General features: G+C 72.6%; 11 protein-coding genes. 5 read left to right on the forward strand and 6 right to left on the reverse strand.

The window, feature by feature from the left end; all coding sequences use genetic code 11:
- Positions 1–59: 59 nt before the first annotated feature.
- From ACFW2Y_RS29645 to ACFW2Y_RS29655, 3 genes are all read right to left on the reverse strand, one after another.
- Positions 60–1,310, reverse strand: a complete 1,251-nt coding sequence (locus tag ACFW2Y_RS29645) for a PP2C family protein-serine/threonine phosphatase (RefSeq protein WP_384885290.1) — start codon at positions 1,308–1,310, stop codon at positions 60–62.
- 305 nt (positions 1,311–1,615) lie between these two features.
- A complete protein-coding gene (locus ACFW2Y_RS29650; RefSeq protein WP_384885292.1) occupies positions 1,616–2,665 on the reverse strand; it encodes an NlpC/P60 family protein in 1,050 nt (349 codons plus the stop codon).
- 344 nt (positions 2,666–3,009) lie between these two features.
- Positions 3,010–3,810, reverse strand: a complete 801-nt coding sequence (locus tag ACFW2Y_RS29655) for a class I SAM-dependent methyltransferase (RefSeq protein WP_384885294.1) — start codon at positions 3,808–3,810, stop codon at positions 3,010–3,012.
- A 226-nt stretch (positions 3,811–4,036) separates the two neighbouring features.
- Between ACFW2Y_RS29655 and mshA the strand changes: the two genes are divergently transcribed.
- Positions 4,037–5,404, forward strand: a complete 1,368-nt coding sequence (mshA, locus tag ACFW2Y_RS29660) for a D-inositol-3-phosphate glycosyltransferase (RefSeq protein WP_384885296.1) — start codon at positions 4,037–4,039, stop codon at positions 5,402–5,404.
- Positions 5,397–5,891, forward strand: coding sequence for a YbjN domain-containing protein (locus tag ACFW2Y_RS29665; protein WP_384885298.1), 495 nt, complete (start codon positions 5,397–5,399; stop codon positions 5,889–5,891). Before mshA ends, ACFW2Y_RS29665 begins: the two co-directional genes overlap by 8 nt.
- Here the strand turns inward: ACFW2Y_RS29665 and ACFW2Y_RS29670 are convergent.
- The gene (locus ACFW2Y_RS29670) at positions 5,860–6,879 is read right to left on the reverse strand and encodes an AraC family transcriptional regulator (protein WP_384885300.1); all 1,020 of its coding nucleotides are present in this window, start codon (positions 6,877–6,879) and stop codon (positions 5,860–5,862) included. The two genes, ACFW2Y_RS29665 and ACFW2Y_RS29670, sit on opposite strands and share 32 nt — an antisense overlap.
- A 220-nt stretch (positions 6,880–7,099) precedes the next feature.
- Here ACFW2Y_RS29670 and ACFW2Y_RS29675 point away from each other — a divergent pair, with 220 nt between their 5' ends.
- Complete coding sequence (locus ACFW2Y_RS29675; protein WP_384885302.1) at positions 7,100–8,026, forward strand: MBL fold metallo-hydrolase; 927 nt, start codon at positions 7,100–7,102, stop codon at positions 8,024–8,026.
- Here ACFW2Y_RS29675 and ACFW2Y_RS29680 read toward each other — a convergent pair.
- Entirely contained in the window at positions 8,016–9,383 is a 1,368-nt protein-coding gene (locus ACFW2Y_RS29680) for an MDR family MFS transporter (RefSeq protein ID WP_384885304.1), read from the reverse strand. The two genes, ACFW2Y_RS29675 and ACFW2Y_RS29680, sit on opposite strands and share 11 nt — an antisense overlap.
- Before the next feature lie 125 nt (positions 9,384–9,508).
- On the opposite strand from ACFW2Y_RS29680, the gene ACFW2Y_RS29685 reads away from it, so the two are divergent.
- Both ACFW2Y_RS29685 and ACFW2Y_RS29690 read left to right on the forward strand, forming a co-directional pair.
- The gene (locus ACFW2Y_RS29685) at positions 9,509–10,270 is read left to right on the forward strand and encodes a phosphoglyceromutase (RefSeq protein WP_384885306.1); all 762 of its coding nucleotides are present in this window, start codon (positions 9,509–9,511) and stop codon (positions 10,268–10,270) included.
- A 357-nt stretch (positions 10,271–10,627) separates the two neighbouring features.
- Positions 10,628–11,527 (forward strand): MerR family transcriptional regulator, encoded by a 900-nt coding sequence (locus ACFW2Y_RS29690; protein WP_384885308.1) that lies wholly within the window; start codon positions 10,628–10,630, stop codon positions 11,525–11,527.
- 102 nt (positions 11,528–11,629) lie between these two features.
- Here ACFW2Y_RS29690 and ACFW2Y_RS29695 read toward each other — a convergent pair whose 3' ends face one another.
- Positions 11,630–12,427 carry a DUF1963 domain-containing protein gene (locus ACFW2Y_RS29695; protein ID WP_384885310.1) on the reverse strand — a complete coding sequence of 266 codons (798 nt, stop codon included), beginning with the start codon at positions 12,425–12,427 and terminating at the stop codon, positions 11,630–11,632.
- Between the last annotated feature and the right edge of the window lie 484 nt (positions 12,428–12,911).

Consider the following 12,911-nt stretch of genomic DNA (forward strand, 5'->3'; position numbering starts at 1 on the left):
GGCCCGGGGCGAGTCCCCGGGCCCTGCCCCGTGTCCGGACCGTTTTCGTGCTCGGGAGCCTAGCTCCGGCCCGCCTTGTCCCGGTTCCGGTCCCGCTCCAGGGCCAGCACCGCCACGTCGTCCGTCAGCTCGCCGCCGTTCAGCGCCCGGACCTCGGTCACGGCCGCCTCCAGGAGCTCCTCGCCCCGCAGGCCGGCCGCCAACTGTCGGTTGATCATCCCGACCATCCCGTCCTGACCGAGCCTCGGCGAGCCCGGCCCGGCGGAACGGCCCTCGATCAGCCCGTCCGTGTACATGAGCAGGGTCCAGGCTCCGCCCAGCTCGACCTGGCGGCGCGGCCAGCGGGCGCGCGGCAGCAGTCCGAGGGCCGGGCCGCCGTCCTCGTACGGCAGGAGCTGGGCCGCCCGCCCGTGCCGGGCGATCAGCGGGCTGGGGTGGCCGGCCAGGCAGAGCCCGGCCCGGCGCCCGTCGGGGGCGATGTCGACGGTGCAGAGGGTCGCGAAGATCTCCTCGCTCTCCCGCTCGTGCTCCAGGACCTGCTGCAGCGTCGACAGCAGTTCGTCCCCGCACAGGCCGGCGAAGGTCAGGGCCCGCCAGGCGATCCGCAGCTCGACGCCGAGTGCGGCCTCGTCGGGGCCGTGTCCGCACACGTCGCCGATCATGGCGTGGACCGTGCCGTCGGGGGTGCGGACGGTGTCGTAGAAGTCGCCGCCGAGCAGGGCGCGGGAGCGACCGGGGCGGTAGCGGGAGGCGAACCGCAGCTCGGAGCCCTGGAGCAGGGGGGTGGGCAGGAGGCCGCGTTCCAGGCGGGCGTTCTCCTGGGCCCGCAGCCGTGACTCGGCCAGCTTCACCTGGACGACGTCGGCCCGCTTGCGTTCGACGGCGTACCGGATGGCCCGGCTGAGCAGCCGGCCGTCGAGCTCCTCGCGGAAGAGGTGGTCCTGGGCGCCGACCCGTACCGCCTCCGCCGCGAGCTCGGCGTCGGCGGAGCCGGCGAGCGCCAGCACGGCGTGGCGCGGGGCGAGCCGGAGGATGTGCCGCAGCGGGGCGAGCGGGTCGTCCTCGACGGCCGTTCGTGGGTCGGGCAGGGAGAGGTCGACCAGGACGCAGTGGACGTCGTCGGTGAGGAGCCGCTCGGCCTCGGTGAGGTTCCGGGCGGTGCGGATGCGCACCCGGGTGCCGGCGGCATCCGCGGCGTCGAGCATTTCGGGTACGGCGAGCACACCCGCCGGGTCGTCCTCGACGACCAGGAGGGTGAGGTCGGTGCGATCGGTTCCTGTGACTGTGCCTGTCATGGGAGTGGCGTCCATGGGAGTGGTAGCGCCGGGTCCCGCAGCGGCAGAGACGTTTCTCTGGCGCGGTACGGATACGGGCATCGGTCCGGGTTTCCTTCCCTCCCCCCGAGGGTGCGCAGGGCGCCGGGTGGCGTCCCGCCCGTCCCGGACCATAGCGGTAGGGCGGCGTCCAGCGGAATGGTGATCAACCCACGAGTGCGCGCGTCGCGTTTGGCATATGCCGCGGAAAGGGAGGTACTTGCCCCCGCGCGGTCCGTGCGGGGGCTCCGGACCCATGAGAAAGGTCACGCCCCGGCGGCCGGGGCGTGCTGTGCCCTGTGTCACGAAGGGCGGACGACTCCGAGGATCTCCATCGATCCCGCGCCCGCGAGGGTCACGTTCCGTCCCGGGCGCGGTGCGTGCACGATCGTCCCGTTTCCGACGTACATCCCGATGTGGCTCGCGTCCTTGTAGTAGACGATCAGGTCGCCGGGCCGCATGTCCTTGACGTCCACGTGCGGCAGCAGCCGCCACTGCTCCTGCGAGGTCCGCGGGATGTTCCTGCCCGCTGCGCTCCAGGCGCTCTGGGTCAGGCCGGAGCAGTCGTACGAGCCGGGGCCCTCGGCCCCCCAGACGTACGGCTTGCCGATCTGGGCCGTTGCGAAGGCGACGGCCTTCTTGCCCTCCGCCGTGGCCCCCGTCTTCGCCCCGTCGAGGACGCCGGTGTCGAGCCAGGCCGCCTGGGCCCGGGAGCGGGCCTCCTCCTCCAGGCGCCGCAGCCGCTCGCGTTCCTCGGCTTCGAGCTGGTCCTCCAGCTCCTCGGCGGCGGCGATCTTCTCGTTGATCTCCTTCTTCGCCTGGGCCTGCTTGACGCGGTCGGATTCCAGCTTGGTCCAGTTGGTGCTGGCGTCCTTGGCGTAGGCGTCCAACTCGGCCTGGGTGCGGGTCATCTCGCCCAGGAGGTCGCTGGTGGCCTTCGCGCCGGCCTTGAGGCGACCGGCGTTGTCCAGGAAGAGCTGTGGATCGTTCGTGAGGACGAGCTGCGCGCCCTCGGGGAGCCCGCCGTTGCGGTACTGGGCCCGGGCGGCGGCGCCGGCCTTCGCCTTGAGGACGGCGATCTTCTCCCGGCCTTCGACGATCATCCGGGCGAGCTCGACGATCTCGGCGGACTGCTCCTTGGCCCTCTCCTCGGCGAGGTTGTACGCGTCGGTCGCGACGGCGGCCTGCCGGTACAGGGTCTCGATTTCCTCGCGCACCTCTTCCAGGCTCTTCTTCGGCGCGGGAGGGGGGAGCGGTGAGGCCGAGGCCTGGAGGGTCAGCGCGGGGGAGGCCAGCACGGTCAGGGCGCAGATCACGGTGATCGCGGCGATGGCGTGGCGGCGTCGGTTCACGAGCTCCCCCTCTAGTGACCCACATGTGATTTACCGTCAGTAACCCGAAGGTGACTTCGGCGATAGTGCCATGGGAAACCGGAAAGTAACAGAGGAATCCGTGGCCTGTTGGGCCGGCTCCCTCCACAGGGACGAGGGAAACGGGCGAGGCGTTCCCCGGGCGCGGGAAAAACGGCGGGAACCGGGAGCGGGAACCGAAGAGGAGGAGAAGGAGGAGAAGGGAGGCAAGAGGACAAGGGAGGCAAGAGGACAAGGGGGACAAGGGGTGGGGGCGTCGCCACCCCCGGGGTGTCAGTACCCCGGTCACCGCCGGCACCCGGGCCACTGCCGTCGGACGGCCGCCGTCAGCCCCGTGGTGCAAGCGCCTCCCACCGGACCGACACCTCGCCCTGTCGCCAACGGCGCGGACCGTCCGTCAGCGGCCAGTCCGCCGAAAGATCGTGCACGGAGCGGATCCACCGCTGCCGGGCCCCCAGGGAGGCGTACGGGGCGGCAGCCGCCCAGGCCCGGTCGAAGTCCCGCAGGAAGGCGTGTACCGGCTCGCCCGGCACGTTCCGGTGGATGAGCGCCTTCGGCAGCCGCTCCGCGAGGTCCGAGGGGCGGTCCAAGGAACCGAGCCGGGTCGCGAAGGTCACCGTGCGCGGTCCGGCCGCATCGAGCGCCACCCACACGTGTCGGCGTCCGATCTCGTCGCAGGTGCCCTCGACGAGCAGCCCGCCGGGCGCGAGCCGTCCGCACAGCCTGGCCCAGACGTCCGCGACCTGGTCCTCGTCGTACTGGCGCAGCACGTTCGCCGCCCGGATCAGGGCGACCCGGCCGGGGACCGGGACCTCGAAGCCGCCGTGCAGGAAGGAGAGGCCCGCGTGTGCCGCCTCGTACGGCTTGGCCGCCTCGACCCGGGCGGGCTCGATCTCGATGCCGCACAGGAGGGTCCGGGGCTCGGCGGTGCGCAGCCGGGCCAGCAGTTCCACGGCGGTCCAGGGGGCGGCCCCGTATCCGAGGTCCACGGCCACCGGAGGCTCGGACGAGCGGCGCAGGGCGGGGCCGTGGACCGCGGCGATCCAGCGGTCCATGCGGCGCAGCCGGTTCGGGTTGGTGGTCCCGCGGGTCGGGTTGCCGACGGGGCGGGTGGTGCGCGGGGCCATGCCACGAGCGTAAGGGGTGCGCCCGGGAGGCGGGGGCGGGCCGTCGTTCCGGCAACGAATTGGCAAAGCGCCCCGCCGCCGGAAATGAAGGGGGGCGTTTCGGCGTTGTCGCGGCTGGAGGGCGACCGCGTCCTCCGGTAGTCATGCCCGAGCCGGCCCGGCCCCGAAGGCCCCGGCCCGAGGTGCCGAGCGGCCGTGGAGGCCCCGAGCGGAAGGACCCGCCGACGTGAGCCAGTACGTGTCCCGGCTCGCCGGTGCCCGGCACCGGCACCCGGCGCCGGCCAGGCTCCGGCTTCCCGGCCGGCACCGCACCCCGCGGCGCGTGGCCATGCTCAGCGTCCACACCTCGCCGCTGCACCAGCCCGGGACGGGCGATGCCGGCGGCATGAACGTCTACATCGTCGAGCTGGCCAAACGGCTTGCCGCCATCGACATCGAGGTGGAGGTCTTCACCCGGGCCACCACCGGCGACCTGCCCCCGGTGGTCGAACTGACCCCGGGCGTGCTCGTGCGGCACGTCGACGCGGGCCCGTACGAGGGCCTGGCCAAGGAGGAGCTGCCGGCGCAGCTCTGTGCCTTCACCCACGGCGTGATGCAGGCGTGGGCGGGCCACCGACCCGGCCACTACGACCTGGTCCACTCCCACTACTGGCTGTCCGGCCACGTGGGCTGGCTCGCCGCCGAACGCTGGGGCGTCCCGCTCGTCCACGCCATGCACACCATGGCCAAGGTCAAGAACGCGGCGCTCGCCGAGGGCGACACCCCCGAGCCCGCGGCCCGGGTCATCGGGGAGACCCAGATCGTCTCCGCCGCCGACCGGCTGATCGCCAACACGGCCGAGGAGGCCGACGAGCTCGCCCGCTTCTACGAGGCGGACCCCGGCAAGATCGCGGTGGTGCACCCCGGCGTCAACCTCGACCGCTTCCGCCCGGCCGACGGCCGGGCCGCCGCCCGGGCCCGGCTCGGGCTTCCGCAGGACGCCTTCATCCCCGTCTTCGCCGGCCGGATACAGCCGCTGAAGGCCCCGGACATCCTGCTGCGGGCCGCCGCCCGACTGCTGGAGCAGGACCCTTCGCTCCGGACCCGGATGGTCGTTCCGGTGGTCGGCGGGCCGAGCGGCAGCGGTCTGGCCAAGCCGGAGCAGTTGCAGAAGCTGGTGGCCCGGCTCGGAATCGCGGACGTCGTGCGCTTCCACCCGCCGGTGGGCCAGGAGCAGCTGGCGGACTGGTTCCGTGCGGCCAGCGTGCTCGTCATGCCCTCGTACAGCGAGTCCTTCGGGCTGGTCGCGATCGAGGCGCAGGCGGCCGGTACTCCGGTCGTCGCGGCGGCCGTGGGCGGGCTGCCCGTGGCCGTGCGGGACGACGTGACGGGTTTCCTGGTGCAGGGCCACGACCCGGTGGACTACGCCCGGGCGCTCGGTCGTTTCGTGGCGGACCCCGCGCTGTCCGAGCGGATGGGCGGGGCGGCGGCGCGGCACGCCGCGTCCTTCGGCTGGGACACGGCGGCCTCGGGCACGGCGGACGTGTACACGGCCGCCATGCACGACCACCGGCTGCGGGAGAACCGCCGTCGCGTACGCTCGCACCATGGCTGAGGACGTTCGGCGGATCATCGAGGGCACCTTCGACGACGCGGGGTTGGACTGGGAGTCCCCCGAGTCCGGTTCGTACGTCGTGAAGCTCCCCGGCACGCGCAAGTTGTTCACCACGCTGTCGCTCCGGGTGGGCCGCCACTCGCTCTCCCTGAACGCCTTCGTCATCCGCCACCCGGACGAGAACGAGCCGGGCGTCCACCGCTGGCTGCTCGAACGCAACCTCAAGCTGTACGGGGTGGGTTACGCGGTCGACGGCCTCGGCGACATCTACCTCGCCGGCAAGCTGCCGCTGGCCGCCGTGACGCCCGAGGAACTGGACCGGCTGCTCGGCTCGGTCCTGGAGGCGGCGGACGGCGACTTCAACACGCTCCTGGAGCTGGGGTTCGCGTCGGCGATCCGACGGGAGTACGCGTGGCGGGTCTCCCGCGGCGAGTCGACCCGCAACCTCGACGCCTTCAAGAACCTGACGCGGACGCCGGTGGACTGACCGTCCGGAAGCCCGGGAGGGCCCCGCCCACGAGGACCTCGCCGGGCGCGGCGGCCGTCCGCCCGTCGAGGGCCTCCCGGCCCGCCCGGTACTGCCCCGGCGTCGTACCGAAGGCGCGGCGGAAGGCGTGCGAGAGGGCGTACGGCGAGCCGTAGCCGACGCGACGGGCGACGGTCGCCAGCGGATCCCGGGTGGTGCGGAGCAGCGCCGCGGCCCGGGTCAGCCGCCACCAGGTGAGGTAGGCCATCGGGGGCTTGCCCACCAGGGCGGTGAAGCGGCGGGCCAGGGTGGGGCGGGAGACGCCCGCCTCGGCAGCCAGCCGGTCGACCGTCCAGGGGGCGGCCGGATCGGCGTGCAGCGCGCGCAGCGCGGTGGCGGTCATCGGGTCGCCCAGGGCCGCCGGCCACGCGCCGGTCGAGCCCTCCGCCATCCAGCACCGGATCATGTAGACGAACAGCAGGTCGAGCAGGCTGGGGAGGGCGAGGGAGGCACCGGGCTGCCGTTCGTCCAGCTCGCCCCCCAGGAGGGCGAGGGCGGAACGGAGTTCGGGGCGCCCGCCGGCCCGGTCCGGCAGGTGGACGAGCGGCGGGAGTTCGGCCAGGAGCGGATGGGCGTGGCTGCGGTCCAGCCGGTACTTGCCGCAGACCATTTCGACCTGGCGGTCGGGGGCGTGGGGGTGTGGCAGCGTCGGGAGGCTCCCGTCGCCCGCCGGGTCGAAGGGCACCGCCCGGGCGAGCGTCGCCGCGTCGGCGGGCGAGTCGGCGATGACGTGGCCGGTGCCGTGCGGCAGCAGCACCGCGTCCCCCGCGCCCAGCGCGACCGGCTCGCCGCCGTCGGGCAGCAGCCAGCAGTCGCCCGAGAGGACGACGTGGAAGCCGGCTCCGTCGTACGGGTCGAAGCGCACGCACCAGCGCCCGCCGACCCGCACCCGGTTGGAGGAGGGCCGGCCGACCCGTACGGCCGAGATCGCGTCGCTCACCACGTCCATGGCGGGGAGCGTAGTGCCGTCCCCGGGGAGCGGAGGAGCTCCCCCGTACCGGAGGCCCGGAACCCCCGTGCGGAGGGCGGTCTCCCCGCCGCGCGCCGGGGGAGCGTCCCCGCCGGGAAAGCGGGTGCCCGACACACAGAAGACGGAGTGAGCGTCTCGCGCATCGAGGTGAGCGGAAGGAGCATTGAGAGGCTCAGGGCCCCTCCCTAGGGTCGATCGCATGACGAACGAGAACACACGGAGCATCGTCCTGGGGGACGTCGAGGTCCTCCGGGTCGTCGAGTGGCAGGGCCCGTTCGGGCCGGCCGGCACCCTCGTCCCGGAGGCAGGGGCGGAGGTGTGGAAGGCCAACGAGGAGTGGCTGGCCCCGGACCACTGGGCGCCGGACGACGACAGCGCGGTCATGGCCCTGCAGAGCTGGGTGCTGCGCAGCGGGGGCCGGACCGTCCTGGTCGACACCGGGGTGGGCGACGGGCGCGAGCGGCCCCACTCGCCGCAGTTCCACCGGCGGCGGGACGGCTTTCTCGACCGATTGGAACGGGCCGGCATCCGGCCCGAGGACGTCGACGTCGTCGTCAACACGCACCTGCACGCCGACCACGTCGGATGGAACACCCGGGACGCGGAGGGCGAGTGGGTGCCGACCTTCCCGAACGCCCAGTACCTCCTCCCGGCTGCCGACGACTTCCACTTCGGCCCGGAGAACGGCTACGGCGGCGGCCTCCGGGAGGACGACCGCCTGGTCTACGGGGACAGCGTGGCGCCCGTGCACCGCGCGGGCCTCGTCACGCTCTGGGAGGGAACCCATCGCATCGACGGAAACCTGACCCTGGAGTCGGCGCCCGGTCACACCCCCGGGTCGGCCGTGCTGCGGCTCGCTTCCGGCACCGACCGGGCGGTCTTCGTCGGCGACCTCCTCCACAGCCCGGTGCAGATCCTCGACCCCGGGTGCGCCAGTTGCTTCTGCCTGGACCCGGCGGAGGCGGCGCGCAGCCGCCGCCGCGTCCTCGAACGGGCCGCCGACGCGCGGGAACTGGTCGTCCCCGCGCACTTCGGAGGGGCCGGAGCGTTCGAAGTGCGCAGGGACGGGAGGGGGTTCGCGCTCGCCGGTTGGGCGTCCTACGGCCCGCCGCGGGTCAGCCGCTGACGGAGGGCGTACCGGTGCCCTCGGCCGCGACTCCGGCGGGGGCTTCCGCTCCGGCCGGAGCCTCCGTTGCGGCGGGGGCTTCCGCTCCCGCCTCGGCGGCGGAGGAGGAGGCCGCCGCCACGGTCCCGGCGGGCTCCTCCGTCTCCTCGCTCAGGGCCTTCCGCAGTCGGGTGGCGTACCCGGCTGCGGCGAGGACGCCGATCGCGGCCGTGGACGCCCACAGGACGTCGGGGCCGGGGCCGCCGACGACCGCACCGGCGAGGATCGGGGCGACGAAGCCGGCGACGGCCCAGGACATGCCCATCACACCCTGGTAGCGGCCCCGGGCGTGCTCGGGGGCGAGCCGGGCGGTGGCCGCGGCGTTCGTCGGGACGTGGATCATCTCGCCGACGGTCCACACGACCACGGTCACGGCGAAGGCGGCCGGAGAGCCGGCGAGGGCGGTGGCGCCGGTGCCGACGGCGAACAGCAGGGCGGAGAAGCTCAGCAGGTGGACCGGCGACCGCTTGTCCGTCAGCTTGTTGACGAGTAGCTGGAAGCCGACGATCACGATGCCGTTGACGGCGATGACGACGCCGTAGGCGGAGGGGGAGAGGCCCTGGTCCGCCATGGTCAGCGGCAGGCCGATCCACGGAGCGGTGAAGACGAGGCAGACGAGGAGGTTGAGCAGGACGAGGGTCCGGAAGGGCGCGTCCCGCAGCACCGTGAACATGCTGACCCGCTCCTCCTCGACCGGCTCGCCCTGCGGGTCGACCGCGCTCTCGGGTCGGGTCTCCGGGAGGCGGAGGAAGACGATGACGGCGCACAGGAAGGTGGCCACGGCGTCGAGCAGGAAGAGGGTGCGGTAGCCGAGGAAGATCGCGGCGCCACCACCGATGGAGGCGATGGCGAAGCCGAGGTTGAGGGCCCAGTAGTTCAAGGCGTACGCCCGGCGCACCTCGTGGGCGGGGACCATGTCGGCGATCGTGGCGTTGATGGAGGGGCGGACGGCCTGCATGGCGACGCCCATGAGGAGGACGACGGCCGCGACGGCCCAGGCGGCGGTGACGACCGCGAGGGCGGCGGCGCAGGCGGCAGCCGCGAGGTGCATGGTCACCATGGTGGGGCGGCGGCCCCAACGGTCGGTGAGCGTGCCGCCGAGCGGGGAACCGGCGACGCCGCCGAGGCCGTGGAGCGCGATGACCAGTCCGGCGAACCAGGGGGAGTGCCCGAGCTCCACGGTCAGGTAGAGGGAGAGGAAGGTGAGGACGAAGGCGCCGGTCCGGTTGACCAGGGTGGACAGCCAGAGCCACCAGAAGCCCTGCGGGAGCCCGGAGACGGTCGCCCTGGCTGATCGTCTGAGCGAGTCGATGGACATGTGTGGCGGCCCCTTGCTGGACGTAAGACCTGAATCAGGTGCTCGTAACTTACGTATCTCAGGGGTCGGACGCCAGCGAATTGACGACGCGCGTCAATCGTCAGCGGTCGATTAGGCTCGGACGCATGGCCGACGCACCGTACAAGCTGATCCTCCTCCGCCACGGCGAGAGCGAGTGGAACGAGAAGAACCTGTTCACCGGTTGGGTGGACGTCAACCTCACCGCCAAGGGCGAGAAGGAGGCGACGCGGGGCGGCGAGCTCCTCAAGGACGCCGGTCTGCTGCCCGACGTCCTGCACACCTCCCTCCAGAAGCGCGCCATCCGCACCGCGCAGCTCGCCCTGGAGTCCGCCGACCGCCACTGGATCCCGGTCAGCCGTTCGTGGCGCCTCAACGAGCGCCACTACGGCGCCCTCCAGGGCAAGGACAAGGCCCAGACGCTCGCCGAGTTCGGCGAGGAGCAGTTCATGCTGTGGCGCCGTTCCTACGACACCCCGCCGCCGCCGCTCTCCGACGACAGCGAGTACTCCCAGGCCCACGACGCCCGCTACGCGACGATCCCGCCGGAGCTGCGCCCGCAGACCGAGTGCCTCAAGGACGTCGTCTCCCGGATGCTCCCCTACTGGTACGACGCGATCGTCCCGGACCTCCTCGCCGGCCGCACGGTCCTGGTCGCCGCCCACGGCAACAGCCTCCGCGCCCTGGTGAAGCACCTGGACGGCATCTCGGACGCCGACATCGCCGGCCTCAACATCCCGACGGGCATCCCCCTGTCCTACGAGCTCGACGAGGACTTCAAGCCGCTCAACCCGGGCGGCACCTACCTCGACCCGGACGCCGCCGCGGCTGCCATCGAGGCCGTCAAGAACCAGGGCAAGAAGAAGTAAGGAAAGCGATCATGTCCCTGACCTGCGCGTACGGCGCAGATCGGGGGCATTTTCGTGCTCTGGGACCGCGCTGGGTCCTCAGCCCGGAAAGTCATCGGGCCTCGTGGCGCCGGTGGTTGATGGCATGCCTCCGCACCCGCGCTGGAGAAAGCAGTGCGCTGGAGCACGAAACCCGAGACCGCCGCCATGAGCCGGGCCCGCGCCCTTCCCGTGGCGGCTCGCTGGGGCACCGCGGCCAGGCCGTCCAGCGGGTGCCCGGGTGTCCGGGTGTCCGGGTGCGCCTCGGCGATGGAGGTGAAGCCGTCGTCCCGGGGCGGGCTTGACTCTCGGGTAACGCGAGACGCCACAGTCAGTGCTGTGGACAGGGGAAACCTGCTGCCGATCGGGCAGTTCTCGCAGGCCAGCGGCCTCTCGATCACCGCGCTTCGACACTACGACGCCAGCGGCGTGTTGGTGCCGGCGTTCGTCGACCCGGTGAGCGGCTACCGGTACTTCCGACGTGACCAGGTGCGTACGGCGCAGTTGATCAGGGCGCTGCGCCAGCTGGACATACCGGTCGAGGAGGTGCGCCGGCTGCTCGGCGGCGGCGAGGAGGGGCTCGCCGCCGCCTTGCAGGCACATCTGCGGGCGGCCGAGCGCCGGCTGGAGGTGCAGCGCTCCGTGGTCCACAGTCTGTTGAACCGACTGACCGAAGGAGCAGGGATGCCCCATCGCGTCACCGTCCGGCAAGGCGCTGCCGAACGGATCCTCGTCCGCGGGGCGACCCTGGACAGCTCCGGGCTCGACGCCTTCCTCCGAGTCGCCTACCGGGAGATGTACGAGGTCGACGGCCGCGGCCCGCTCACCTTCACCGGGCCCGCTTTCATCCGGTTCCACGGGGTGTGCGACGACGAGAACGAGACGCTCGTCGAGGCCTGCCTGCCCTTCTGGGAAGACGGCGCACAGCCCACGGAGCTGCCCGGGGGGATGACCGTGTACGAGCTCTCCGAGAGCACCCTCGCCTGCACGGAGGTCGAGGGCGAGGCCGCCGCGTTCCCGCAGATCCTCGGCGCGTACGACGCCGTCGCCGACTGGATCACCGCACACGGCTTCACCTTCGCGGGCCCGGTGCGGATGGTCTACCGACGGTGGGCCGGGTCGCCGGACCATCCGGACAACCGCCTGGAGATCGCCTGGCCGATCGACGAGCCCGTCGACGAGCAGGGACAACGGCTACGGCGGGCCCTGATCCGGCCTCCGGAAAGCCCCGTCCACTAGGACTCAAGTTCTCCACGGACGGGCTCTCCGCCGGTTGCTTCTCGCGCGGGGGCGCACCGTGGCGCCCATGCGGTCTCCGGCAACGGTCCGCCGCTGCGCGGATCAACAGCAGAGAACCCGTGCCACGGCCCGGCTGAAGTCGCCGTTCGCGAGTGCCTTGACCGGGATCGTGAAGTACAGCGCTCCAGCGTCCCCCCACCCCCATCCGAGTTCGGGGTCCTCGGCGAGCTGGAGGAGATGGACGGCCGGGCCGTCGGCGTCACGGGGCGACACCGCGAGCGTGTACGAGGTGTCCGGCCAACCGAAGGCGCAGTGGCTGCCGGCGGTGTTCCCGTCGAGGTCTCCCATCTTTTCGAGCACGAGTGATGCCGCACCCCAGTGTTGGTCCCCGTCGAACTCCAGGTCCTCGTCCTCGACGTCCCAACAGTCCGGGAGCATGGCCACCTCGACCGCGCGGACGGGTACGGCCGGATACCTTCTCGCTGGTTCGGGCGCCCTCGTTTCGACGGCCCGTGCCGGATCGGAGGAAATGACGCGGTACGCCCCGGGCCCGGACACGTCCAGTTCGCGGTACCGCTCGTACGGCACGTCTGGATCGAGGTGGAAGAAGTTGAGCAGACCGGGGCGCACGGGCAGTTCGTCGCCGAGCCAGGTGGCCAGGGCGTCGGAGTCCAGTACGGCGTGCAGGGACAGCGGAACTCCGCTCTGTTCGGGCCAGCAGGTCTCCGGTTCGAGCAGGGCGGGCCCGCCGAGGCGGCATTGCCCCGTGGCCCGGTCGGTCCCCGTCGGGCGGACCAGCTGGAAGCCGCGACGGGCCATGGCGGCGAACTGCCGACCGGTCTTCTCGCCGAGCCGTTCCGCGCATGCCCGGCTCACGTGGGCGGGGTCATCGAACTGCATGCCGGCATCTTCTCAACTTCCCTTTCCGTGCGCCCCGGTGCTTCCACGGGGAGGAAGCGTGCGCCCGCATCCGCCTTCCGCGGAACGGCGGCGCTCGACACACTCGGTTGGTCCGTCCGTCTGATGGCACCAGGGGGGAACAGTGGCCCGAACACAGTCGAAGTGCGGAGCTCTCACACAGAAGGGGACCCGGTGTCAGCGCCTTGCCATGATCGGGGCTTCCAGGTGCGACCGTCACCGGGGCGACTGGTTCTCCTACGAGGTGCAGAAGCGCAAGGCGAAGAAGCAGCAGGAGTAGTCCGACGGCCGGCCCGTGTTCGGGCCGCGGGAGGGCGGTCGAGGGCGGTCGGCGGTGACGGGGCATGACGGCCCGGTCCGCAGGCCGGAGCCCGTCGGCCGAACGGCGCCCGGGGCGCATCGGGCTCCCGGCAGGAGCACGGGGGTCCGCATGGACGGGCCCCCTCCCGCGGGGTGCCGCGGGAGG

Origin of the sequence: Streptomyces sp. NPDC058877, assembly GCF_042742855.1 — a bacterium.
GTDB lineage: Bacteria > Actinomycetota > Actinomycetes > Streptomycetales > Streptomycetaceae > Streptomyces.